14 protein-coding genes and 3 pseudogenes are annotated in these 24,700 nt (G+C 71.8%); 15 read left to right on the top strand and 2 right to left on the bottom strand.

Going from position 1 to position 24,700, the window contains the following annotated elements:
* Nucleotides 1-4 precede the first annotated feature (4 nt).
* The 12 genes and pseudogenes from ACH4F6_RS32455 to ACH4F6_RS32510 all read left to right on the top strand — a co-directional run bounded on the left by ACH4F6_RS32455 (nucleotide 5) and on the right by ACH4F6_RS32510 (nucleotide 20,235).
* Nucleotides 5-4,531 carry an amino acid adenylation domain-containing protein gene (locus tag ACH4F6_RS32455; protein ID WP_397963959.1) on the top strand — a complete coding sequence of 1,509 codons (4,527 nt, stop codon included), beginning with the start codon at nucleotides 5-7 and terminating at the stop codon, nucleotides 4,529-4,531.
* 55 nt (nucleotides 4,532-4,586) lie between these two features.
* Entirely contained in the window at nucleotides 4,587-5,309 is a 723-nt protein-coding gene (locus ACH4F6_RS32460; protein ID WP_397963960.1) for a thioesterase II family protein, read from the top strand.
* A complete protein-coding gene (locus ACH4F6_RS32465) occupies nucleotides 5,306-7,726 on the top strand; it encodes an amino acid adenylation domain-containing protein (protein WP_397963961.1) in 2,421 nt (806 codons plus the stop codon). The genes ACH4F6_RS32460 and ACH4F6_RS32465 overlap by 4 nt, the downstream gene beginning before the upstream one ends.
* Nucleotides 7,727-7,773: 47 nt before the next feature.
* On the top strand, nucleotides 7,774-8,928 hold the full coding sequence (locus tag ACH4F6_RS32470; RefSeq protein WP_397963962.1) for an acyl-CoA dehydrogenase family protein: 1,155 nt from the start codon (nucleotides 7,774-7,776) through the stop codon (nucleotides 8,926-8,928).
* A gap of 228 nt (nucleotides 8,929-9,156) precedes the next feature.
* Nucleotides 9,157-10,770, top strand: a complete 1,614-nt coding sequence (locus tag ACH4F6_RS32475) for an ABC transporter transmembrane domain-containing protein (protein ID WP_397964042.1) — start codon at nucleotides 9,157-9,159, stop codon at nucleotides 10,768-10,770.
* Complete coding sequence (locus ACH4F6_RS32480; protein ID WP_397963963.1) at nucleotides 10,767-12,554, top strand: ABC transporter ATP-binding protein; 1,788 nt, start codon at nucleotides 10,767-10,769, stop codon at nucleotides 12,552-12,554. Before ACH4F6_RS32475 ends, ACH4F6_RS32480 begins: the two co-directional genes overlap by 4 nt.
* 113 nt (nucleotides 12,555-12,667) lie before the next feature.
* The gene (locus tag ACH4F6_RS32485) at nucleotides 12,668-13,801 is read left to right on the top strand and encodes a pyridoxal-phosphate dependent enzyme (protein WP_397963964.1); all 1,134 of its coding nucleotides are present in this window, start codon (nucleotides 12,668-12,670) and stop codon (nucleotides 13,799-13,801) included.
* A complete protein-coding gene (locus ACH4F6_RS32490; RefSeq protein WP_397963965.1) occupies nucleotides 13,801-18,444 on the top strand; it encodes an SDR family NAD(P)-dependent oxidoreductase in 4,644 nt (1,547 codons plus the stop codon). Before ACH4F6_RS32485 ends, ACH4F6_RS32490 begins: the two co-directional genes overlap by 1 nt.
* A gap of 49 nt (nucleotides 18,445-18,493) precedes the next feature.
* A complete protein-coding gene (gene panD / locus ACH4F6_RS32495; protein ID WP_397963966.1) occupies nucleotides 18,494-18,910 on the top strand; it encodes an aspartate 1-decarboxylase in 417 nt (138 codons plus the stop codon).
* A 292-nt stretch (nucleotides 18,911-19,202) separates the two neighbouring features.
* Nucleotides 19,203-19,265, top strand: a pseudogene (locus ACH4F6_RS32500) (hypothetical protein); the annotation flags it as partial.
* Between the two features lie 73 nt (nucleotides 19,266-19,338).
* Nucleotides 19,339-19,623, top strand: coding sequence for a transposase family protein (locus ACH4F6_RS32505; RefSeq protein ID WP_397963967.1), 285 nt, complete (start codon nucleotides 19,339-19,341; stop codon nucleotides 19,621-19,623).
* Between the two features lie 387 nt (nucleotides 19,624-20,010).
* The gene (locus ACH4F6_RS32510) at nucleotides 20,011-20,235 is read left to right on the top strand and encodes a hypothetical protein (RefSeq protein ID WP_397963968.1); all 225 of its coding nucleotides are present in this window, start codon (nucleotides 20,011-20,013) and stop codon (nucleotides 20,233-20,235) included.
* A gap of 39 nt (nucleotides 20,236-20,274) precedes the next feature.
* On the opposite strand, the pseudogene ACH4F6_RS32515 reads toward ACH4F6_RS32510, so the two are convergent.
* A pseudogene (locus ACH4F6_RS32515) lies at nucleotides 20,275-20,847 on the bottom strand (transposase); the annotation flags it as partial.
* Nucleotides 20,848-21,857: 1,010 nt separating this feature from the next.
* On the opposite strand from ACH4F6_RS32515, the gene ACH4F6_RS32520 reads away from it, so the two are divergent.
* From ACH4F6_RS32520 to ACH4F6_RS32530, 3 genes and pseudogenes are all read left to right on the top strand, one after another.
* Nucleotides 21,858-22,328: a hypothetical protein gene (locus tag ACH4F6_RS32520; RefSeq protein ID WP_397963969.1), complete on the top strand. Its 471-nt coding sequence runs from the start codon at nucleotides 21,858-21,860 to the stop codon at nucleotides 22,326-22,328.
* 123 nt (nucleotides 22,329-22,451) lie between these two features.
* Nucleotides 22,452-23,143: pseudogene (locus ACH4F6_RS32525) on the top strand (class I SAM-dependent methyltransferase); the annotation flags it as partial.
* Nucleotides 23,144-23,573: 430 nt separating this feature from the next.
* Entirely contained in the window at nucleotides 23,574-24,461 is an 888-nt protein-coding gene (locus tag ACH4F6_RS32530; RefSeq protein ID WP_397963970.1) for a prohibitin family protein, read from the top strand.
* A gap of 12 nt (nucleotides 24,462-24,473) precedes the next feature.
* On the opposite strand, the gene ACH4F6_RS32535 is transcribed toward ACH4F6_RS32530, so the two are convergent.
* Nucleotides 24,474-24,653 (bottom strand): hypothetical protein, encoded by a 180-nt coding sequence (locus tag ACH4F6_RS32535; RefSeq protein ID WP_397963971.1) that lies wholly within the window; start codon nucleotides 24,651-24,653, stop codon nucleotides 24,474-24,476.
* Between the last annotated feature and the right edge of the window lie 47 nt (nucleotides 24,654-24,700).

Raw genomic sequence — 24,700 nt, forward strand, 5'->3', positions numbered from 1 at the left:
CGTCATGCGTTCGTCCACACTGGAGCAGATCTACCCGCTCACTCCGCTGCAGTCGGGGCTCTACTTCCACGCCCGGGTGGCCGGCAAGGCCGCGGACGTCTACACCGCGCAGCTCACGCTGGACCTGTCCGGCCCGTTGGACGCCGTCCTGCTCAGGCGGGCCTGCGAGGTCGTCGTGCAGCGGCATCAGGCGCTGCGGGCCGGATTCCGCGGCCGAGCCGACGGCGATCCGATCCAGTTCATCGTGCGCGGTGCCACTGCACCGTGGGCGGAGGAGAACCTCTGCGGCCTCGGGGCGGACGACCGCACCGCCCGCCGGGAGCAGTTGCTCGCCGACGAGCGGACGAGGCCGTTCGACCTCGACCGCCCGCCTTTGCTGCGCTTCCTGTTGATCCGTACCGGCGCGGAAGCCCACACGCTCGTCCTGACCAACCACCACCTCGTGCTCGACGGCTGGTCCTACCCCCTGCTCGTGCAGGAGGTCTTCCAGGCCTACGCCCGCGGGGCGACCCCCGAAGCGCTGCCGTCGGCCGCCTCCTACCTGGCGTACCACCAGTGGCTGGCCGCCCAGGACGCCGAGGCCGCGCAGGCGGCCTGGCAGACGGCGCTCCACGGCGTTGAACCGTGTCTGGTGGCACCCGCGCTGACGGGCACCGCAGCGCCGGAGCGCCCCGAGGTCGTCACCGTGCGGATTCCGCCCGGTCCGACAACCGCGTTGAACGAGCTCGCACGAAGCTGCCAGGTCACGCTGAACGTGGTGCTGCAGGGCATCTGGGCGCTGCTCCTGGCCCGCTTCACCGGCAGCCAGGACGTCGTCCTGGGGACCGTTGTCTCCGGACGCCCGCCCGAGCTCCCCGGGACGGAGTCCCTGGTGGGCCTGCTGACCAACACGGTCCCGCTCCCGGTGCGGCTCCGGCCGGACGAGCCGCTGCGGGCCTACTTCACGCGCCTGCACCAGGACCAGGCCGAGCTGCTGCCCCACCATCACGTCGATCTGGCGGGCCTGCAGCGGGCGCTGGCGCTGCCGGCCCTGTTCGACACCGTGCTCGCCTTCGAGAACTACCCCGTGAACGCTGCCGCGGGTGACGAACTGGCCCCAGACATAAGGCTGGTGGGTGCGGACATCCAGGACGCGACGCACTACCCGCTGAGCCTGACCGCGGTGCCCGGACCGAGCCTGGAGCTGCGGCTCGCCCACCGGCCGGGCTTCTTGTCCGGGAGCGAGGCGGACACATGGGCCGAACGGCTGGTCCGGCTGGCGACCGCGGTCGCCGAGGGCACCGTCCGCACCGTGGCCGAGGCCGACGGGCTGTCGGCCGCGGAGCGCGCTCGGCTCGTCGACAGCTGGAACGGCGAAGTCCACCCGGTGCGGCCGGGCACCCTGGCCGAAGCCTTCGAGCGGCAGGCGGCACGTACTCCGGACACGGTGGCGCTGTCCTTCGGAACGCAGCAGGTCACCTACCGCGAGCTCAACGCCCGGGCCAATCGGCTCGCCCGTCGGCTGGTCGAGGCGGGCGCCGACGCGGGCCGCCGCGTCGCGCTGCTGCTGCCCCGGTCGGTCGACATGGTCGTCGCCCTGCTCGCGACCTTGAAGAGCGGGGCCGCCTACGTCCCGATGGACCCGGGCCTGCCACCCGAGCGCATCCGCTTCATGATGGAGGACGCCGCGCCGGCTGCGGTGGTCGCTGCCGAGGGGGCCGATCAGGACTCCTGGGGCGGCGCGGGAGCCGTCCTGGCCGTCCCGGGTGTCCCGGACGGCTTCGCGGCAGCGGTCGCCGACCTCTCCGGGAGCGATCTCACCGACGGTGACCGCCGCACCCGTCCGGACGCGGGTGACCCCGCGTCGGTCATCTACACCTCCGGGTCGACAGGCCGGCCGAAAGGCGTGGTGGCGAGTCACCGTGCCGTCCTCAACCGGATCGCCTGGTATACCGCCGAGTTCCCCTTCCGGCCGGGCGAGACGATGGTGGCGAAGACAACGCTGAGCTTCGTCGACGGCTCCATGGAACTGCTGAGCGCCCTGATCGGCGGCGCGCACCTGACCCTCGCCGACGACGCGACGGCGCGCAGCGCGAGCGCCCTGGTCGACCTGATCGGACAGCTCGGTGAGAGCCGGATCACCGTGGTGCCCAGTCTGCTGAGGGCCATCCTGGACGACGCCGGGTCCCGGAACACGGACCTGTCGTCCTGCCGACTGTGGGTGTCCAGCGGCGAAGCTCTGCCCGCGGACCTGGTGCGCCGCTTCACGGCACTGCTCCCCGGTTCCCGGCTGGCCAACTTCTACGGTGCCTCAGAGGCCTGCGCGGACAGCTTGTTCGCCGTCTGCGACGAGCAGGCCGACATCGTATTGGGCCGCCCGATCTGGAACACCCAGGCCTACGTCCTGGACTCCTGGCTGCGTCCGGTGCCCACGGGTGTGCTGGGGGAGTTGTTCCTCGCCGGAGCCGGCCTGGCCGACGGCTACCTGAATCAGCCCCAGCTGACGGCCGACCGCTTCCTGCAGTGCCCCTTCGGCCCCGCGGGCGAGCGCATGTACCGGACCGGTGACATGGTCCGCCGCCGCGCGGACGGCCGTCTGGAGTACCACGGGCGCGCCGACCGGCAGGTGAAGATCCGTGGGGTACGGGTCGAGCCGGCCGAGGTGGAGGCGGTACTCACCGCGCATCCGTCGGTCGACCGGGCCGTGGTGGTCGACCAGCCCGACGGGCACGGCGAACGGCGGCTCGTCGCGTTCGTCACACCCACCGGTTCCGGGGAGGCACCGGTCCCGGCGGAGCTGCGTGACGCGGTGCGCCGACGGCTGCCTGAGCACATGGTGCCCGCGCTCGTCCTCCCCGTGGACACGATCCCGATGAACTCCAGCGGCAAGATCGACCTCCTTGCCCTGCCGGCTGCGGACTTCGGCGCACTCTCACGCGGTCGCGCTCCGCGCGGCCGCACGGAGGAGGTGCTGTGCCGCGCGTTCGCCCACGTGCTGGGCCTGGAGCAGGTCACGGCGGAGGACTCGTTCTTCGATCTGGGCGGACACTCACTGCTCGCGACGCGGCTCGTCAGCCGGATCCGCGCCGACCTCGGGGCGGAGGTGGAGCTGCGGACGGTGTTCGAGGCTCCGACCGTCGCCCGGCTCGCCCGGCGGCTGGAGTCCGGCTCCGGTCCCGTCCGGCCCGAGTTGCGTCCCGAGCCCCGTCCGGACGTGATTCCGCTCAGTCCCGTCCAGCAGCGGCTGTGGTTCCTCAACAGACTTCATGGCCCTCGCGGCAGCGATGTCCTTTCGGCCGCGATCCGGCTGGACGGCGACCTGGACGTCGACGCGCTGGAGTTGGCCTTGAACGATGTGGCGGCCAGGCACGAGAGCCTGCGCACGGTGTACCCGGACTGGGACGGCACCCCGCAGCAGATCGTCCTCGACCCCGAGGAGTGCCCGGTCAGCCTCCCGGTGACCGCCGTCACCGGCCCGGAGCTGTCCGACCAGCTGGCGTCGGCCGCGCGCCGGCCGTTCGACCTCACCCTCGACACGCCGCTGTCCGCCCGGCTGTTCCGGCTCACCGAACAACGGCACGTGCTGCTGCTCACGGTCCACCACATCGCATGCGACGGATGGTCGTGGGGGCCGCTGGCCCGCGATACGGCAGCTGCCTACGCCGCGCGCCGTGCGGGAGGCAAGCCGACCGAGCCTGCCCCGGCGGTGCAGTACGCCGACTACACGCTCTGGCACCGACGGTTGCTCGGCGACCCGGCTGATCCGGACAGTGAGATCAGTCGTCAGACCCGGTTCTGGCAGCGCGAGCTGGCCGACCTGCCGGAGCAGTGGCCGCCTGGAGGGCTCGGCCCGGCCGGCCGAGCCGAGGCCCCCGGCGCGACCGTACGGATCCGGCTCAGCGCCGCCGTCGCGCACGCCCTGCACGACCTGGCGCGGGGGAGCGGCGTCAGCCTGTTCATGGTGTTCCATGCCGCCCTGCTGGCGGTCCTCACCGACCGCGGGGACGGTACCGACCTGGCCATCGGCACGCCCGTGGCGGGCCGGACCGACCAAGCACTGGACGACCTGGTCGGATTCTTCGTCAACACGCTGGTCCTACGGACCGACACCGCGGGCGACCCCACCTTCCGCGAGCTCCTCACCAGGGTTCACACGACCGACACGGCGGTGTACGCCCACCAGGACGTGCCGTTCGACCACCTGGTCCAGGCGCTCAACCCGGCGCGTTCCACAGGGCGGGTCCCTTTCTTCCAGGTGATGCTGGCCTTCCAGAACAACCGCGCCCCGGCGCTCGGTCTGCCCGGACTCACGGCCGGCCTCGAGAGCATCCCGGACGACACCGCGCGCTTCCCCCTCCGCTTCGAGGTCGTGGAGCGGACTCGGGGCGCGCACGGTCCGGACGGAGTGGACGTCAATCTGACCTACGCAGTCGGCCTCTTCACCGCCGACGCCGCGCGGGAACTCCTCGACGGGTACAAGGCAACGCTCGAAGCGGCCTCGAGGAACCCAGAACTGAGACTGAGTGAGGTGACCGAGGGTGCAGCCGTCTAGCTCCGCAGAGCCCGCTCCGTCCGGCACCGCCGTTCCAGGGGAGAACGAGAAAACCGTGAGATCCATCATGTCGCTCGTCTGCTGTCCCTTCGCCGGGGCCGGCGCCGCGTTCTTCCGCCCGTGGCGACGCCACGCCCCTCCCGGCACAGAGGTCGTGCCGGTGCTCCTGCCCGGACGTGAACGGCTGATCGAGGCAGCCCCGTTGCACGATGTGGGGGAGGCCGTCCGGACGGTGCTGGCCGAGACCGCGGAGCGGGTGGTGGGCACTCGGGTGGCGGTCTTCGGCCACAGCAGCGGTGGTGTGCTGGCGTACGCCCTGGCCCGCGCGCTCCTCACCGAGACCCGGACCGAGGTGGTCCGGCTGTTCGTCAGCGGTGCCCGGGGGCCGGCCGTCCCACCGCCGCATCGGGCCACCGGGCTGCCCGACGAGGAGTTCCTCGCGCGCATCGAGGACTTCGCGGGATACCGGCACCCCGCCCTGGCCGACCCGGAGATGCGCGAGCTGATCCTGCCCACCCTGCGCGCGGACGTGGAGATGTACGAGAACTACCGCCATGACCCGGCCGACCGGATCCCCGTCCCGATCACCGCGGTCCGCGGCAGCGAGGACGAGCTGATCAGCGCGGCGGATGTCCACGGATGGTCGTCCGCCACCAGCGCGGACTTCGAGTCCGTCGAACTCCCCGGCGGCCACATGTACCTGACGGAGCGGGCCCCCGAGCTGCTGCAGCTCGTCCTCGGGTCGAGCGCACCGGTCGACGCCCGGGAGAGCCGGTGAGTTCCCGTCCCGAAACCGGCCGTCACGCCACCGCGGTCGGCTCCCCGTTCGCCTGGGGCCTGGGCGACCCGGACTCGCTCGAGCCCACGGCCGTCCACGACCTGCGCCTGCAGCCGGGCACCTCCGTCGAACCCGCGCCCTGGTTCGCCGCCCTCGCCGCCGTCCTCCACCGGTACGACCCCCACGGCCGGCCCGTGGTGGACCTGCTCCCCGGCCCCCACGGTGAACCGGCCGTACCGGTCCGCTGCTCGGACGGAGAGGTCGGGGGCACCGACCCGCTCGGCGCCCTCTCCCGGCGCTACACCGAAGCGGAGCGCCCCGTGCACGACCTCGTGCGGCGGCACGGAGCCACCTTCACGCTCCCCGCCCCGGACGGAGGCGCTCCCGCCCTCACGCTGCGCCCGCACACCGACGCCGACGGAGAGCCGCGGCTGCAGGTCCGGCACGACCCGCGCCTGCTGCACCCGACCGTGGTGCACCGGTGGACGGGACACCTCGTCCGGGCGCACCGGGAAGCCGTCACGGCACCGGACACCACGGTCGATGACGTACGGCTGCTGGACCCCGTCGAGGAGGCCGCCGTCCACGCGCTCGGGCAGGGGGAGCCGCTGCCGGACCGCACCGAGACCTCGCTCACGGCCGCCTTCGACGCGGTCGCCGCCGCCCGGCCCGGGGCGATCGCGGTCGGCGACGGTGTGACCGCCCTGACCTACGGAGAGCTGAGGTCCGCGGCGGACCGCCTGGCACAGGGCCTGCGCGCGGCGGGCGTCCGCCGGGGCAGCCGGGTCGGGCTGTGCCTGGAGCGCGGGCCCGATCTGGTGGTCGCTGTGCTGGCCGTCCTCAAGGCCGGCGGTGCCTACGTCCCGATGGACCCGGCCTACCCCGAGGAGCGCCTGCGCTACACGGCGGACGACGCGGGCCTGGCGCTGGTGGTCACCGACCACGACGACTTCCCGGCCCCGACCGGAGTGCCGTGCGTTCGCCCTCGGTCCCTGGCCGACGCCGGAGCCGGCCGGCCACCGGCCACGGGGCCGGGCGCGGCGCCGGAACCCGAGGACGCGGCGTACGTCATCTACACCTCTGGATCCACCGGGCGGCCCAAGGGCGTCGTCGTCCGCCACCGCAGCGTGCTCGCCCTGATCGCGGCGACCAGGGACACGTACGGCTTCGGCCCGGACGACGTCTGGACGCTCTTCCACTCCATCGCGTTCGACTTCTCGGTCTGGGAGGTGTGGGGCTGCCTGCTCACCGGCGGACGGTTGATCGTCGTCCCCCACGTGGTCTCGCGCGACCCGGAGGCGTTCCGCGACCTGCTCGCCGAGGAACGGGTCACCGTGCTCAACCAGACCCCGTCCGCCTTCGCCCAGCTGGCCGAGGCGGACCGCGGGAGGTCCGCCGACCTCACCCTGCGGCTGGTCGTCTTCGGCGGCGAGCCGTTGGACGCCCGGATGCTGCTGCCCTGGTTCGAGCGCCACCCCGCGCGAACGTGCCGGATGGTCAACATGTACGGCATCACCGAGACGACGGTGCACGTCACCGCGCAGACGCTCACCCCCGACCTCGCCGCGGCGTCCACCAGGTCCGTCGGCCGGCCGCTGCCCGGCTGGTGGATCCGTGTGGTCGACGCCCGCGGCCGGACCCTGCCGCCGGGCGTCGCGGGCGAGATCCTCGTCGGTGGCGCGGGCCTGGCAGAGGGCTATCTCGGCCGCCCCGAGCTGACCGCCGAGCGCTTCCCCACCGACGACCGTTCCCCCGGCGGTCGGCTCTACCGCAGCGGGGACCTCGGCCGACTGCGCCCTGACGGCACACTCGACCACCTGGGCCGGATCGACTCGCAGGTCAAGCTGCGCGGGTTCCGGATCGAGCCGGACGAGATCCGGGCCGTCCTGCTGGAACAGCCGCACGTCACCGCCGCTGCCGTAGTCGTGCGGGCGGCAGGCGAGGGCGGCGCCCACGGCCAGCGTCTCGACGCCTACGTCGTGCTCGACGGCGGCGACGCCGAAACCGTACGGCGGGGCGCGGCGCGCCTGCTCCCGGCGTACATGGTTCCCGCGACATGCACCGCACTTCCGCGCCTGCCGGTCACCGTCAACGGCAAGCTCGACCGGCACGCGCTGCCCCTTCCCCGGTCCGGCGGACAGGACCCAGACCGGCTGCCCGGCGCCACGGACCCGGACGAGGTCCTGACCGACCGGATCAGGCGCGTCTGGGCGGAGGTCCTCGGCCTGCCGGTCGGACCGGACGACGACTTCTACGACGCGGGAGGCGACTCCGTGGCGGCCGTGACCATCCTGCGCGTGCTCCGCGACCAGGGTCTGGCCGGTGTCTCGCTGCGACTCATGATGCGCCACGGCACACCGAGAGCGCTCGCCGAGGCGCTGCGCGAGACCGCGGAAGTTCCCCCGGCCCGGCGTTGACCCCCCATCGATCCGCGCACTCCCTTCCCTCCCCGAGGTGGTACCCCATGATGCTCAGTCAGCTCTCCCCCGAACAGCAGGAGGCGTGGCACCGCTTCAAGGCGTTCGCCGAGAAGCAGATCGCGCCGTACGCCGCCGGCTTCGACGCGAGTGAAGCCGTCCCCGCGGACATGATCGCCGCCTTGGCCGAGGAGGGTCTGCTGGCGTCCGTGATCGCACCCACCGGCGGCACCGCGGCGGACTGGGTGACGTACGGGCTGATGAGCGAGGAGCTCGGCCACGCCTGCCAGAACATCCGCAACTTCGTCGCGGTGACCGACATGGTCGCCTCGGCGGTCGACCGCTGGGGCGGCGACCGTCAGCGCCACCGCTGGGTCGAGCCGATCCGGCGGGGCGAGGTACTGGCCGCCTTCGCGCTCACCGAACCGGAGGTCGGCAGCGACGCGGCGTCCATCGAGACGGTCGCCGAGCAGACCGGAGACGGCGAGTCCGGGGGATACGTGCTGAACGGGCGCAAGAAGTGGATCAGCTTCGGTCAGACAGCCGACCTGTTCCTGGTGTTCGCCCAGCTGGACGGCAAGCACACGGCGTTCCTCGTCCCGCGCGAGACCCCCGGGTTGACCGTGCGGCCGATCACCGGCCTGCTGGGACTGCGCGGCTCCATGCTCGGCGAACTGGTCCTCGACAGCTGCCGCCTGGGTTCCGACGCCCTGCTCGGCCGCCCCGGCATGGGCCTCACCTTCATCGCCTCGACCTCACTCGACCTGGGCCGTTACAGCACGGCCTGGGGCTCGGTCGGTCTGGCCCGGGCCTGTCTGGAAGCCTCGGTCCGACGGTCGGACGCGCGCACGCAGTACGGCGGTCCGATCAGCGGCCACCAACTGGTGGGCCGCATGCTCGCCGACATGGTCACCGACGTGACGGCCACCCGGCTGCTGTGCCTGCAGGCCGGCCTCGCCAAGGACCACGGCGAGCCCGACGCGGTCAACCTGACACTGATGGCCAAGTACCGGGCCTCGCTGCTGGCCAACCAGGCCGCGGCCGACACCGTGCAGATCCACGGAGCACAGGGCATCGGCACTCAGGGCCACGTCGAGCGGCATTTCCGCGACGCCAAGGTCATGGAAATCATCGAAGGCACCACCCAGATCCAGCAGACCATGCTCGGCCAGTTCGCCCGGCGGCTGGTCACGAGCGGCTGACTTCTGCCTGACGCAATCTGAGGAATCGCATTGACACCCAACGCGGAGCGCACTCGGCAGTCCGCCGCCGAACCCGAGCAGTACACCTACGACCACCGGGTCCCCTACACCGACCCGGGTGATCCGGACTGCCGCAGTCCCTGGCACTACCTGTGGTGGCTCGTCAGGATGCAGCGCGGGCGTGTCCTGCTCGGCTCGCTGTGGAGCACCCTGTGGATGTGCGCGCTGATGCTGCCGCCCTACTTCCTGGAGCAGGCCGTCGACGAAGGGCTGCAGAAGCGGGACACCGGCGCGCTGCTGCAGTGGACCGCGGCGATCCTGGTCATCGGCGCGGCCATCGCCTGGCTCGGCATCCTGCGGCACCGGGCGATGACCCTGGTGCGCGTGGACGCGTCCAACCGGACGATCCAGGTCCTCGTGCGCCAGGTGGCCCGGCTCGGCGCCGTCCTGCCGCAGCGGGTGTCCACCGGCGAACTGGCCCAGCTGCAGACCGGTGACACGGTCCGGATCGCCGTGACACTGACGATCGCCGGGCCGGGGGTCGGCTCGGTCCTCGCCTACGCGATCACCGCCGTCCTGCTGTCCACCGTTTCGGGCGTCCTGGCCGCCGTGGTGCTGCTCGGCGTGCCGCTGCTGGCAGTCGCGGTGGGGCCGCTGCTCGGCAAGCTGCACGGTGCGGAGGGCGACTACCGCGACCGCCAGGCACAGCTGACCGCGCGCATCGGTGACATCGTCTCCGGGCTCGGCGTGCTGAGCGGCCTCGGAGGCAAGGCGACCTTCAACAAGCGGTTCCGCGACCAGTCCCAGGAGTTGGTGACGGACGCCTACCGGGTGGCCGGCTTCACGAGCTGGATCCAGGGCATCGGGGCCTGTCTCCCGGTGGTCTTCCTGGCCGCGGTCACGTGGATCAGCGCCCGTATGGCGGCCGACGGCTCCATCACGATCGGCGGCATGGTGGCGGTGTACGGCTACGTCGCCGCACTCCTGATCCCCGTTTCGTTCTTCATCGAGGGGGCCGACGACCTGCCCCGGGGCCTGGTGGCCGCGCGACGGGTGATCGGCATCCTCTCGCTCGCCCCGGCAGCTCCGCACGCCGGGGGCCGGCCCGCCCCGGACGGCCCGGCTGTGCTGCGCGACCCCCCTTCCGGGCTGGAGCTGGCCCCGGGAGAGATGTCGGCGCTGGTGTCAGCCCGCCTGGACGAGGCCCACGCCGTGGTGGACCGAATCGCCCGGTTCACCGAATCCGACGTGACCTGGGGTGACGAGCGCCTGTCTGCGATCGACCCGGCCGAGGTGCGCCGACGGATCGTCCTGGCGGACAACGACGCCCACCTCTTCTCCGGCACGATCCGCAGCGCGGTGCAGGCCCGCCCCGGCCGACGGCCCGAGGAGGTCGCCGCGGCCCTCCGCACGGCCGCGGCCGACGACATCCTCGACCTCGCGCCCGGGGGGCTGGAGGCCCGGCTCGACGACCAGGCCCGCAACTATTCCGGTGGGCAGGCCCAGCGCCTGCGCCTGGCCCGCGCGTTGCTGGCCGATCCCGAGGTGCTGCTGCTCGTCGAGCCGACCTCGGCCCTCGACGCGCACACCGAGGCGGTGGTCGCCGAGCGCCTGTGCGCGGCGCGCCAGGGTGCGACGACCCTGGTCGTCAGTACCTCCCCGCTGATGCTCAACCGGGCCGCACAGGTCTCCTATCTGGTGGACGGCAAGGTGGTCGCCGTAGGCCGGCACGCCGAGCTGCTGGCGTCCCATCCCGGCTACCGCGCCCTCACCATGCGAGGCGCCGAGGACGGCGAGATCCCCTTCCCGAGCGAACCACTGGAAACCGGAGTCGGCCGATGAGCCTTACCGAGGACTCCGCGCAGCTGCCGGTCGCGGACGCCGCGACCGTCCGCCGCGCCTGCGTCGACTTGGTGCGTTCGGACCTGTGGGCGGTCGTCCGGGCCGTCCTGCTGGTCTGCCTGGCCGCCGTGTCGGCACTGGCCGGGCCCTGGCTACTGGGTCGCATCGTCACCGAGGTGCAGACCGGGCACGCCGCCGTGTCCCGGATCGACATCCTGGCCTCCTGCGCGCTGATCGCCGCACTGGCCCAGCTGCTCCTCACCCGGTTCGCCCTCAACCAGGCGCATCGCTTGGGCGAGCGGGCGCTCGCCCGGTTGCGCGAGGAGGTCGTCGACCGGTCACTCGCGCTGCCCGCGCGGATCGTCGCCCGGGCCGGCAAGGGAGACCTGCTGACCCGCGCCTCGCTGGACGTGACGACCGTGGCGACGACGCTGCGGGACGCACTTCCGGGCATGGCGGTGGCGACCATCCACGCGCTGTTCCTCTACGGCGCGGTGTTCGTCCTCCAGCCGCTGCTCGGCCTGTGCGCCCTGGTGGGCCTGCCGCTCATCGCCTGGGCCGCCCGCTGGTACCTGGTCAGGGCCAAGACCGCCTACCTGGCCGCCGGAGAGGCCGCCTCCGCGGTGACCGAGGTCGTCTCCAGCACCGCCCAGGGCGGCCGCACCGTGGAGGTCTTCGGGCTGGGCGCGCAACGGGTCGAGGCCGCGGACCGGTCGATCGACACGGCCTACCGCGCTGCGCGGCGCACGTTGTTCCTGCGCTCCGTGCTCTTCCCGGTCACCGAATTCGCCCACTTCCTGCCGATGGCCCTCACCCTGCTCGTCGGCGGAACCGCCTACCTGAACGGGGACGTCGAGCTTGGCGTCGTGGTGACCTGCACGCTCTACATGTGGCAACTGGTCGACCCGCTCGACCAGGTCCTCGCGCTGGTGGAGCAGTTCCAGGGCAGTGGTGCGGCACTCGCCCGGATCAAGGGAATCGAGGCCGCCGCCGAGGCCGAGACGGTCCACGTCCCGGAGCCGGCGGGCGACGGGATCGAGCTGAAGAACGTGTGCTACGCGTACGTCGACGGGCACGACGTGCTGACGGACGTCAACCTGTCGGTCCGTCCCGGCGAGCGACTCGCCCTGGTGGGGCCGTCCGGGGCAGGGAAGACCACGCTGGGCCGGCTGATCGCCGGCATGGACACCCCCCGCACCGGCACTGCCGCGGTCGGCGGGGTACCGGTGGCGGCCCTGGCCGCGTCCGACAACCTGAGCGGCCGGATCATCATGGTCACGCAGGAGCACCACGTGTTCATGGGCACCCTCCGGGACAACCTGTCGATGGCGGCTCCGGGGGCGGAGGACGACCGACTGCTGGCCGCGCTGGCGCTGGTCGGGGCGGACTGGGTCGACGAGTTGCCGGACGGACTGGATACCCGGTTCGGGCCCGGCGCGCTCGACCTGGATGCGGCCCGGGCACAGCAGCTCTCCCTCGCCCGGGTCGAACTGGCCAATCCGCACACGCTCATCCTGGACGAGGCCACCGCCCTGCTGGACCCCGGCACCGCGCGGCGTGCGGAGCAGGCGATGGCGGCCGTGCGGGCGGACCGTACCGTGATCGCGATCGCCCACCGCCTGCAGAGCGCACACGACGCGGACCGGATCGCCGTGGTGGACGCGGGACGGATCGTCGAACTCGGCAGCCATGACGTGCTGCTGGCCGCGAACGGCGCGTACGCGGCGCTGTGGCGCTCGTGGCACGGCCGGCCGGAGGCCTCCGACGAGGGCCGGCCAGGCTGAGGCCGGTCCGCTCCCGCGCACGTTCGAACCATCACTCAACGACCGAGAGAGAAGCAGGTGCCATGCCGGAAGCAGGGATCCACGGGGCCGGTGCAACCAGGAAGTACGTACTTGTGTGTACGAGCTGTGACGGCGAGATCGAACCCGGGTTGGTCTTCCGATGTCCGGACTGCGCTGCCGCGCTGGAGCCCCAGTACCGGCTGGACCGGTTCGAGCGCCGGTCCCACGAGGCCCCGGAGCAGGTGTACTTCGACCTCCTGCCCCTGAGCTCGCCCCACTTCCTGGACGACGGAATCACCGTCCGCACACCCTGCCGTCCTGCCCCGGCGCTGGGTGCCGCCATCGGGGTACCCGGCCTGTGGCTCAAGGACGAGTCGCAGCAGCCGACCGGCACCACCAAGGACCGCCTCGCGGCGACCGTGCTGGCCGTCTACCGTCAGTTCGGCGTCAAGGAGTTCGTCGCGTCGAGCACCGGGAACAGCTCCACCGCGTTGGCCCGCGCGGTCATGCGAGACCCGGCCATGCAGGCCCACTTCTTTTGCGGGACCCGGTTCGTGCCCAACCACGACGTGCCCCGGCACGAACGGACCGTGCTGACCGCTGTGGAAGGCAGCTACGTCGAGGCTTCGCACCAGGCCCGGCGGTTCGCCGAGGACCAGGGGCTCCATCTGGACCCGGGCTTCTTCAACTGGGCTCGCCGCGAAGGCCTCAAGCTGGCCTACCTGGAAGCCGTCGACCAGATGGACCGGACGCCCGACGTCGTCGTGCAGGCGATCAGCAGTGGAATGGGCATCCTGGCCGCACACAAGGGCCTGCGCGAGTACCGAAAGCTCGGGCTGGTCGATCGGATGCCGCAGTTCCTCATGGTCCAGGAGGAATCCTGCGCACCGGCCGCGAACGCCTGGCGGGAGGGCCGGCGCGACCTGGGCCCGGCCGACCGGATCGAGCGGCCCGAAGGCCTGGCCACGGCCATCCTGCTGGGTGACGGCGCACCCTATTTCCCCTACCTGCACGACATCGCCGACGACACCGGCGGCGCGATCGTGGCCGTCCCGAGCGAATCGCTCGTCCAGGCCCGGCGGATGCTCAGGGAACTGGAGGGCCTGGACGTGTGCTACGCAGCAGCGGCGACGATCGCGGCGCTCCGCGACCGGACCGCCGCCGGACTGCTCCGGGGTGACGAGACCGTCCTGGTCAACCTCACAGGGCGTAGCCGGATGCCCGCGCTGCAGGACGGAGTCCGTTGATGGATCAGGGACGCGACATCGCGATCATCGGCATGGCCGGGCGTTTCCCCGGGGCGCGTGGCCTGGACGAGTTCTGGGCCAATCTGCGCGACGGTGTCGAGAGCGTCACGTTCTTCAGCCCGGAGGAGGTCCTGGCCGCGGGTGCGGATCCCGAGGACGTGGCCCGGGCGAACCACGTGCGGGCAGGGGCGTGCCTTTCCGACCTCGACGCCTTCGACGCGGAGTTCTTCGGGTACACCGCACGCGAGGCCGAGACGATGGACCCGCAGCACCGGGTGTTCCTGGAGACGGCCTGGGAGGCCCTCGAGCACTCGGGGTACGATCCGGCGCGGATCGACGGAAGCGTCGGTGTGTTCGCCGGCGCCGGCACCAACAACTACATCGCGAACGTCCACTCCAACCCCCACGTGGTGGAGACCGTCGGCCGGACCCAGGTCCTGCTCGGGAACGAGCTGGGCTTCCTGGCGACCCGGGTCTCGTACAAGCTGGACCTGCGCGGGCCGAGCGTCTCGCTGCGCACGGCCTGCTCCACCTCGCTGGTCACCGTGCACTTGGCCTGCCGGGCGTTGCGGGACCGGGAATGCGACCTGGCGCTGTCCGGAGGGGTGTTCCTGAACCTGGAACAAGAGCAGGGCTACCTCCACCAGGAGGGATCGTTCCTGTCACCGGACGGACACTGCCGGCCGTTCGACCGGGCCGCGGCGGGGACACTGTTCGGCAGCGGAGCCGGGGTGGTCGTCCTCAAGCGCCTCGACGACGCGCTGGCAGACGGCGACACCGTGTACGCAGTGGTCAAGGGATCCGCGGTCAACAACGACGGAGCCGTGAAAGTCGGTTTCACCGCGCCCGCGGTCGCCGGGCAGGCCCGGGTGGTGGGCGACGCGCTGCGGGACGCCGGCGTGGATGCCGCCGAGGTCGACTACATCGAGGCCCACGGAACCGGCACCGCACTCGGCGACCCCGTCGAGATCCGCGCCCTGAACAAGACGTACCGGGGGGTGCGCCGCGGAAGTGTGGCACTGGGATCGCTCAAGTCGAACATCGGCCACTTGGACGCCGCGGCCGGGATCGCCGGGTTGATCAAGGCGGTCCTCGCGCTGCGGAACGAGACCCTTCCGCGGACACTGAACATCAAGACCGCCAGTCCCGACCTCGGTCTGGACGAGGGACCCTTCCGGCTCCAGACGGAGACGGCCCCGTGGCGGCGGGGCTCCCGACCCCGGACGGCCGGCGTCAGCGCCTTCGGCTTCGGCGGCACCAACGCGCACGTGGTCGTGCAGGAGGCGCCTGCCGGTGCGGACGGCAACGACGGACCGGAGCGCCCGGACGGCAGTCCCCAGCTCCTGGTCCTGAGCGCCCGCAGCCGGCAGGCACTGGAGCAGCTGACTGACGCGTTCGCCGGCCGACTGCGCCGCGGCGGAGCCTCGTTGACCGACATCGTCCACACCGCTGCCGTGGGCAGGCACCGGTTCCCGGTCCGACGTGCCGTCACCGGAACCGACACCGCCTCGATCGCCGCCGCCCTGGAGGCCAGGGACCCGGCCCAGGTGACCACCCGGGAGTGCGGCACGCCCGCGACGGGTGTCGCGTTCCTTCTCGGCGGCCAGGGCAGCCAGCATCCGGGCATGGCACGCGAGCTCTACGACGGCGAACCGGTGTTCCGGAAGGCCGTGGACGCCTGCCGTACCGAACTGGACCGCGCCGGCCTGGACAGCGGCTTCCTCGACCTCATGCTCGGATCGGACATCTCCGCGGAGGCGGTGGCCGCGCTCGAGCGCACCGCCGCCGCGCAGCCGGCGCTCTTCGTGCTCGAATACGCGCTGAGCCGGCTGTGGGAGGCCTGGGGGATCCGGCCCGCGGCCCTGCTCGGCCACAGCCTCGGGGAGCTGGTGGCGGCCTGCCTCGCCGGCACTTTCACTCTCCCGGACGCCCTGCGCCTGGTATGCCTGCGGGGCGAGTTGATGCAGCAGCAGGAGGCCGGGGCGATGCTCGGCGTCGTCACCGACCGCAAGACGCTGTCCGCCCTGCTCCCGGCGGAGCTGTCCTTCGCAGCGCACAACGGTCCGCAGGACTGCGTGGTGTCCGGCCCGGTGGCTGCCGTCGCGGCGTTCGCCGAAGCGCTGGCCGACCGGGAGATCTCCGCGCAGCCGGTGGCGACCTCGCACGCCTTCCACTCCCCGCTCATGGAACCGATGGTGGCCCGGTTCGTCGCGGAGGTCGCGGCGGTGCCGAGGAAGCCGCCTGCCGTCCGGTTCGTCTCCAACGTCACAGGCACCTGGATCACCGACGAGCAGGCCCAGGACCCGGAGTACTGGGGCCGGCACGTGCTGGCGCCGGTGGAGTTCGACGCCGGTGTGCGGACCCTGGCGGCGGAGCCCGGCCTGGTGTTCCTGGAGATCGGCCCCGGCCAAACCATGGGCAGTCTGGCCCGACGCATCACAGGCAGCGACTCCCGTATGGTCACCTCCTCTCTGCCGCACCGCCGGGACCGGCGCTCGGCGCTCGAGGCGCTGCGCCGGGCACTCGGCCAACTGTGGTCGGCCGGCGTCGAACCCGACTGGGCAGGGCTCCACGGAAACGCGCCACGCCGCCGGGTGGCCGTGCCGAGTTACCCCTTCCAGCGGCGCAGGTACTGGCTGGACCGGAAGTCCGGCCCAGTGGGCACCCCCGGCGCACTCCGTCGGCAGGAGGTCACCGACTGGATCCAGGCGCCGTCCTGGGAGCGGACCGTCCCGCCGTCGGCCACGCCCGCTTTCGACGGAGAGTCCTGGCTCGTGTTCGTCGACGGCACTGGTGTCGGATCGCTGCTCGCCGAGCGCCTGCGGGCGCGGGGGGCCGAGGTCACCACCGTTGCGGCTGGCACCGAGTGGTCCGCTGCAGCGCCTGACCACTACACCGTCATCCCGGGCGACCGCCGGCACTGCGAGCGGCTGCTGCACGACCTGCGGGAACGGGGTGTCACTCCTGCCTCGATCGCCCACTGCTGGAACGTGAGCGGAGCCGAGTACGCCGCCCTGCCGAGGCGGCAGGCGACCAGGCTCGCCTTCGACAGCCTGGTCGCGCTCGCGCAGGCGCTCAACGGTGACACCGAGCGGCCGGAGTGCCGCATCTGGATCGTCGCGAACGGGCTCCACCGGGTCACCGGCGCGGAGGAGGTCATGCCCCTCAAGGCCATGCTGATGGGGCCGGGCCGGGTGATCCCCCGGGAGCACCCCGGTATCTCCTGCCGCACGGTCGACCTCGTGCTGGACAGCCCCGCGGCGGTCCGGGAGTCCGTCGAGCAGCTTCTGAAGGAGTTCTCGGTGCGGCCGGCCCACGCCGCCATCGCCTATCGGGGCCCCTACCGGTGGGCGCAGACGTACGTGGCCGCCCCGTTGCCGCCGGCGCTCCCGCAGTCACCGGTGCTGCGCGCAGACGGCGTATATGTGATCACTGGTGGTACCGGTGGTCTCGGGCTCGCCCTCGCCGAGCACTTGGCCGCACCCGGCCGGCGCATCGCGCTGTTGGCCCGCACCGCACTGCCGCCCGAGGAGGAGTGGCTCCGGGTGACGGAGCGGCAACACGGCCGCCGGGCGGCGCAGGCCGTGGAGCGGCTCCGTCGCGTCCGCGGCCTCGGGGCCCAGGTGATGGTCGTCCCCGCGGACGTCACCGATCGCGACCAGGTGCGTGCCGCCGTCGACCGGATCGCCGTGCGCTGGGGTGCGGTGCACGGGGTCTTCCACGCTGCCGGGCAGGCGGGCGGCGGCCTGATCCAGCTGAAGCAGGCCGAGGAAGCCGCCCTGGTGATGGACCCCAAGGTCCGTGGGACGCTCCACCTGGAGGAGGCGCTTGCCCCGTACGACCCGGACTTCCTCTGCCTGTTCGGCTCCAACGCTGCCAACGTCGGCGACTTCGGTCTGGTCGACTACGTCGCAGCGAACGCCTTCCTGGACGCCTATGCGCAATCCCGCACCCCGTGGCGCCGGGTGGTGGCCATCGACTGGGGACCCTGGCAAGAAGCCGGAATGGCCGTCGAGACCAGCCTTCCGGAACCCCTGGCGAAGGCCCGGGCCGAGGACGTCGCCCAGCGCGGCATGGCCCCTGCGCAGGCTCTGGACGCGCTGGACCGGATCTTGGGTTCCTCCGCTGAGCCCCAGTTGGCAGTCTCCCCAGTGGATGTGAACGTGCTGGTGGAGATGGCGTTCACGCTGCCGCCGGCCTCTGCCGGGGTGGAGGGCGACGGGCGACTGGCGGAGTACGAGCTCACCGGGGGGCAGGGGCCGCGACCCGACATCGCGACCCCGTACACCCCGCCGCGCGGGGCGACGGAGCAGCGGCTCTGCACGGCCTGGCAAGAGGTTCTCGGGGTCGACCGCGTCGGCGTACAGGACAGCTTCTTCGATCTCGGCGGCAGCTCCCTTGTCGCGATCCAGCTCGTGCCGAGGATCAACAGCACGCTCGGCGCCTCTCTCACTGTGGCTCAGCTGTACGAAGCCCTTACCGTGGCCGAGCTGGCCCGTCTGGTCGACGGTGACGGCGGTCGGCAGACCGGCGCCGTCGATCCGGCGATCGAGCAGGTCCGGGACCGGGCAGCAGCCCGCCGGGCGCATCAGCAGAACCGCGCGTCCGAGGCCAGGGCACGCCGCCGTCGCTCGGCCCGTTGACCTCGAATCAGCCATCCGTTCCCGCACTCCGAACACAAGAAAGAGCGCCATGTACCGCACGATGATGAAGTCCAAGATCCATCGCGCCACCGTGACCCAAGCCGACCTCCACTACGTGGGATCCCTCACGGTGAGCGCCGACCTGATGGAGGCCGCGGACCTGCTGCCGGGAGAGAAGGTCGACATCGTCGACGTCAACAACGGTGCCAGGCTTTCGACCTACGTCATCGAGGGCCCGCGCGACTCCGGCGTCATCGGCATCAACGGCGCGGCTGCCCGGCTGATCAGTCCGGGTGACATCGTGATCATCATTGCCTACGGGTCCATGCCCGATGCCGAGGCCCGGGAGTTCGAACCCCGCGTGGTCTTCGTCGACGCCGACAACCGTGTCGTCGACTTGGGCACCGACCCCGCTGCCGTACCCGCCGGATTCGACCTTGAACGAGGCGACGCGGTTCGCAACTGATCGCGTACGCACCGATCTACCGACCGCTGACGAACTCGTGCACGGTAAACGCTGAGGCGTCGAGTTCCCGATCGTCGACCATGGTCGTGTGGAGGGGAACGCGTCTCGTGCAGCGATCGCCAGCGACCGGAGGATCACGGGCCTGTCGGCTGATGTGATCGCTGAACTCATCGCCGAAGCAGGTCCGTTGCAGCACGAACGACACCGGGCCGAGCTCGCGTCCAGACCTCGTAAGCGGGCTGTGGGCGCGGGCGCGAAGCACCGGCTGGTGTTCGTCGACCGGTTCCCGGCCATGCTCGTGCACCTCCGCCACCCCACCACGCACGACGTGCTGGCCTGCTGGTTCGGCATCGACCGCTCTACCCGCACCCGTGCCGTCGGCGAAGTCCGGCCCTTGCTAGCCGAGCGAGGGTGCACCGTCGGCCCGGGTGTGCCTGTGGACCCCGGCCGGGGTCGTCGACCATCTCGGCGCCGGCGGGAAGGCCGGGATCATCGACGGCACCGAGATCCGTGTCCGGCGCCCGGCAGCCGGCCGCAAGGACCGGGACAAGTTCATCTCCGGCAGGAGCAAGCAGAACGCGGTCAAGACCACGGTCATCACTGACGGGGACGGCCAGGTGCTGTTCTGCAGCCCAGCCCAGCCCGGCCCAGCCGGGCAGCTGCGCGGACATCACCCATGCTCGTCAGGCAGGGCTGGTCAGTCCTCTGGCTGATGGGCCCGCGGTGGAGATCCTCGTGAATGCCGGTTACCAGGGTCTGGGCGCGCAGACCGGCGGACGGGTGGTGACACCTCCGTATCGCAAGTTCAAGAGGAGACGCACGAACGGCAGCGCAAGGCGCACTCCTCGCGACGCATCCGGGTCGAGCACGGCATCGCGCATATGAAGAACTGGCGTTGCCCTGGCCCGCCATCTCGGCCGCCGCGAGCACATGAGCGGCACCGTCCAGGCCGTGGCCGACCTGCTGTCCCACCAGCAGACCGCCGACCCGACCTCGGCACGGCCCGTGTGAACACCAGGCCCGGCCGTCATCCTCGACGCCTCACTGCCTCTCGTGTACGAGCTCGTCAGCCTGTTCCGACGACAGTGGAACGGGGTGATGTGGCCGGGCTGACCGGTGCCGTCACAGGCATCGTCGGGCTGGGACTGTCGTTCGCGAGTCTGGGGAAGGCCAAGGAAGCGGACCGGGCGGCCTCAGAGGGGCTCACCGTCTCCCGCGAGGCGAACGAGACAGGAGAGGCAGCCAACGAGCTGTCCGGCCAGGCAAATCAAAAGAGCGTCAAGTCTGACGACCTGGCTACGGGGTGTCCCGCAACGATCAACTGAATGGGAGCGGACATGGCTGGCGCTGGCCTTCCACTTGGTCTATCCGGCAAGAGCCAGGTTGTGCAGGCGCGCGGTGCCGAGCATCGCACGATGCACGCCGTCGCCCTTCGAGCGGCAGTCGCGGAGGATCTTCCAGTTCTTCATGTGAGCGAAGGCGTGCTCGACGCGGGCGCGGACCCTGCGGTGTGAGCGGTTGTGCTCCTCTTTCCAGCCCGGGAGCTCAGCTTGGCCGCGTTCACGGCGGTGGGGGAGGACCAGGCCGGTGCCGCGGTAACCGCCGTCAGCGATCACGGTCGTGTTGCCGACGGCGTCCTTCGCTCCCGAGAGCTCCCGAGCTCGGCAGCCGTTGCGGTTGCCGGCCACGGGTCGTCCGACGGCAACGACCAAGCGAGTGCCGGCACCGATGGCCACCTGGTGGTTGCTGGAGCAGCGGTAATCCTTCGACCGCTCGGCGACGGTGTGGCCGCGCGGGGGCACCGAGGCGCCGTCGACGATGAGAACGGTGTCTTTGCCGAACCGCTTGCGCGGCTGAAGTGCGAGACACGGCCCGAGGCGGTCGACAACGCGGCCAGCTGCCGACTTGGAGATCCCGAACAGCGGACCAAGCTGTCGACCTTTCCGACGCCGCGATCACCCCGGCCACACAGTGATCATTCCACTTGACCCACCGCGAGGACATCAGGCGCTGAGCGGCGCCGTGCCGGTCCTGGTGGCGCAGGACGATGGCCAGTTCCCGTGCCGCGGCCGCGGCTGCGAGCGGGGAGCCGGAGATCCCGGCCCAGGTACGGGCGCGGTCGGCGGTGAGCCGGGCGCGCCCGTAGGAGCCGAGCTTGATCAGCACGGCGGAAGCGAGGCTGTAGACGGCGGACAGCCGGGCCTGGTCGAGGTCGTGGCCGGAGGCGGCGCCGTGGTGGGCGTCGGCGATGAGGCCGGGCAGGGCGGTCAGGAGCCGTGCGTGCGCGCCCTGGTCGTACAGTGCGCGGGCGTCGGCCAGGCGGCCGTCCAGCGGCCCGGCGCCGGGCGGGGCCGGGGTGTCGGCCAGGGCATCGTCCAGGCCCATCAGCAAGGCGGCGGGGCCTGCGGCCGCCGTGGCGGTGAGCAGCGTACGGCGTCGCATGGGGTCCTCCCCGACGTCACGCTGACTGGCCGTCACTCTAGTGGCCGTCGTGGCTGTAGCGGTGAGTGGCGCGAGAGATCTCATGAGGATATGCCGGGGCACGCCGACTTCTTGTGCGGCACGGTGCACCAGGACCAGGTCGAGATCCGGGTGGCGCTCCGGACGGGAGACGGCCGCGGGCGAGCAGCCGATCCGATCTGCGAGCGCGGCCAGCGTCCAGCAATGGTGCCGGCGTCCGATCCGGATGAGCGCGCCGGGGCGCCGCTGCGCAGCTAACCGCAGTGCTGTCGTGCTGTTCCAGAGCGGGTCGACGGGCACGAGTCCCTCCCACACCGCACAGACGGGGGCCTCCACGTTACGGGCGCCGGCCGGGCGCGTCGAGGTCGCCTTGCATGATGTGCAAGCGCCTTGTACAGATCGAGAGTTGATTACCGGCCGGCCGGTGGGCGCGGTGTGCTGGATACACCGCCCCGAGCCGCGGGGCACCGTCCATCGGAGGCACTCCATGGCAACCACCGCCGCTGTCGCGTTCCCTCCGGCTGCCGCCCCGGCGACCGGCCCGCTCCGCTGCGCACGCCACGTCGTGCCGCCCGACCTGTGGGACAAGCAGGTCGGGCTCCTCATACGGGACTACCCCTACGACTCGGTCATGGCCGCCCGGGGCCTCGGCCAGGGCTACGCCTACCCGCTGGCCGCGATGAACCACCGGGGCGAAGGGCTGGGCCTGGCGCCCAGCAAGCTCGTCGACATCGGCGTCCACACGATCATCCTGGACACCGTCGCGTACGCCGAACCGTGCGAAAACTTCAACGGCGGACAGTTCCTGCACCACGTGCCCAAGGTGGACATGAAGAACGACGGATCCGTGCTCAAGACGGCCCACACCGTCGCCGCCGACGGCTGGGAGGCCGATCTGCCGCTGTGGACGGACGCCTCCACCTGCGGCCCGTGCCACCCCGGCAACGACGCGCACTGACCCTCCCCGCAGCTGAGAGCTCCTCGGGCCCCGGCCACACGACCCGGGGCTCGAGGGCACGCGCGGGTGGGATTTCGGCGAACCGGGCCCGCGGCCCGGTTGCGGCCCGCCAGGACGGGCCGGGTGACCACCGGCACCGCAGACCTCTGGCACCCCTACGGCCGCGCCCGCGCCACCAGTGACCGCACCGTTCCTGGCATCTTCCACTGGGACTGGGGCCAGAACGCCGGGCCCGGCCCCGAAATCCTCGGTGACCTGACCGGCCGCTGGGTGGGCGACCTCGGCGCCGGCACAGCCCGGCACGCCGCGCACCTGGTGGTTCACCGTCAGCCGGCCCGGGTCGTCGCCATCGACGCCTCGCCCGCCCAGCACGCCCTGGCAACCGATCTCCACGCCCACCTCGCCCCTCGTCTGCGTATCGTGCAGTGCGACGCGGTGCTCCACCTGCAGGCGATGACCGGCGCGTACGACGAGCTGTACAGCGTCTTCGGTGCCCTGGACTTCACCGACACCCACGCGAACTGCTGCCGGCGGCGGCAGCCGCTCTCAAGCCGGGCGGGCGGCTGGTGTTCGCCACCCTCGCCCACTACCTGAACGGGGCGCCCGCCCAGCCCGACGTCGTGGCCGCCTGTGTTCCGGCAAAGACACCGGACGGCGAAGCCACCACGGTGCGCCGCTGGGTCCCTCAGGAGCACGTGTGGACCGAACTGCTCGACGAAGCCGGATTCACCGACATCACCGTCGACGTGCTGCCTGCCACCGCCGGCGGGCCGCGCACCTCCGACACGCTGCTGGTGAGCGCGCACCGCCCGTCCTGGAGCAGGGTCCAGCTCCGCCAACGACCAGGAGCGCTGAGCTTGTCCGACACCCCCGCCCGGGAGCCTGGACCTCGCGACGGACGGGGCCCCGGCGTGGATCCGGGCACTGCCGAACGGCCGGATCGCTGCAAGGGCGGCGCGTACGGGGGTGGGGCACCCGCGGCCGCCGCGTCCGGCCCGTACGGCATCCCTCCGGCGCCTGCGTGCCTCGCTGGTCGACGCGCTCGGCGCCGACTGCAAACGCCGACAAACCGGGGACGTTCATCCGCTGAGGGCGACGCTGCGGACGCCCGGCACCCTCCTCACGTTCGCTTGCCCGTACCACGGATGAACCGCGGTGAGGCACGGGCGTCACCCCCGGTCGCTACGATGCGCGCCGGGGTCGCGTCCCAGGGGGCGCGGAAACGTTTCCGGAGGGGAATCACCTGTGTTCGTGCTGTCCATCGTGCTGCTCATAGCGGCCGTTGTCCTCTTTCTCGTCGGCCGGCATCGGGACGTGACGGGCTGGAAGCTCGGGGCGGCGCTCAGCGGCGTGGCGGGGCTGCTGGCGGCGACGTTCGCCTGTGTGCATGTCGTGAGTGCTCATGAGGTCGGTGTCCCGGTGACCTTCGGGAAGATCGGTACGCCGCTGACGTCCGGCGTGCACTTCAAGTCGCCGTTCACCGACGTCACGTCCTTCTCGACCCGCCCGGTCGATCTCGATCTCAACGGCAAGGACGTCGTCGAGGTCCGCTCCTCGCAGGGCGGTGTGCTGTACGCCGACGTCACCATCAAGTGGGCCGTGGTGCCGGCGAAGGCGGTCGAGCTGTACCGGCTGGCGGGCAGCGAGGAGGCCGTCGAGCAGCGGCTGGTGCTGCCCGACAGCCGTGAGATCATCCGCAACGTCTTCGCCAAGCACACCAGCGAAGAGGGGTACGCCTCCGCGCGCGAGCAGATCGGCGCCGAGATCGCCGGCCTCGTCAAGGAGCGTCTGGCGCCGCGCGGGATCGACGTCACCACCGTCAACCTGCGCAACGTGCGGCCGTCGGACAAGCTGCAGGACCAGATCGACAAGAAGATCCAGCAGGAGCAGGCCACCGAGCGGGCCACGGAAGCGGCACGTACGGCGAAGGCGGAGGCGGAACGCAAGCGGATCGAGGCGGAGGGCATCGCCGCCGCCAACAAGATCATCGAACGCTCGCTCAGCGACAAGGTGCTGTACAACCAGTGCCTGGAGGCCTACAAGGAGGCCGCCAAGGCCAACCCGGTCTACGCGGTCCCCTGCGGCGCGGACGCCAACGGCACACCGGTGATCGTGGACAGCGGCAAGAGGTGACGCCAGGCGTCGTCAGCCGGCCTGCACCTGCTCCTCGTTGAGGAGCGGGCCGCCCGGCACGACCGCTGTCCCGGCCTTCGCCAGCCATGTCGTCACCGTCAGCGAGGACACCCACAGCAGGGTCATCGCCGCCGCCAAGGACGCCAGCTGGGCCGGGGTGGCGCTTGCTCCCTGAAGGGTGAGCTGCCGCATCAAGCGACCTTCGCCCTGTTGTGACGCGTCGTCCGGTGGTGATCCGG

It is taken from the genome of Streptomyces sp. NPDC017936, assembly GCF_044328485.1.
GTDB lineage: Bacteria > Actinomycetota > Actinomycetes > Streptomycetales > Streptomycetaceae > Streptomyces.

Bases quoted from the DNA above. Each gene is read 5' to 3' on its own strand.
- ACH4F6_RS32475 (WP_397964042.1), top strand. From the start codon at position 9,157: ATGCTGCCGCCCTACTTCCTGGAGCAGGCCGTCGACGAAGGGCTGCAG.
- ACH4F6_RS32490 (WP_397963965.1), top strand. From the start codon at position 13,801: ATGGATCAGGGACGCGACATCGCGATCATCGGCATGGCCGGGCGTTTC.
- ACH4F6_RS32470 (WP_397963962.1), top strand. From the start codon at position 7,774: ATGATGCTCAGTCAGCTCTCCCCCGAACAGCAGGAGGCGTGGCACCGC.
- ACH4F6_RS32480 (WP_397963963.1), top strand. From the start codon at position 10,767: ATGAGCCTTACCGAGGACTCCGCGCAGCTGCCGGTCGCGGACGCCGCG.
- panD (WP_397963966.1), top strand. From the start codon at position 18,494: ATGTACCGCACGATGATGAAGTCCAAGATCCATCGCGCCACCGTGACC.
- ACH4F6_RS32535 (WP_397963971.1), bottom strand. From the start codon at position 24,653: ATGCGGCAGCTCACCCTTCAGGGAGCAAGCGCCACCCCGGCCCAGCTG.
- ACH4F6_RS32520 (WP_397963969.1), top strand. From the start codon at position 21,858: ATGGCAACCACCGCCGCTGTCGCGTTCCCTCCGGCTGCCGCCCCGGCG.
- ACH4F6_RS32455 (WP_397963959.1), top strand. From the start codon at position 5: ATGCGTTCGTCCACACTGGAGCAGATCTACCCGCTCACTCCGCTGCAG.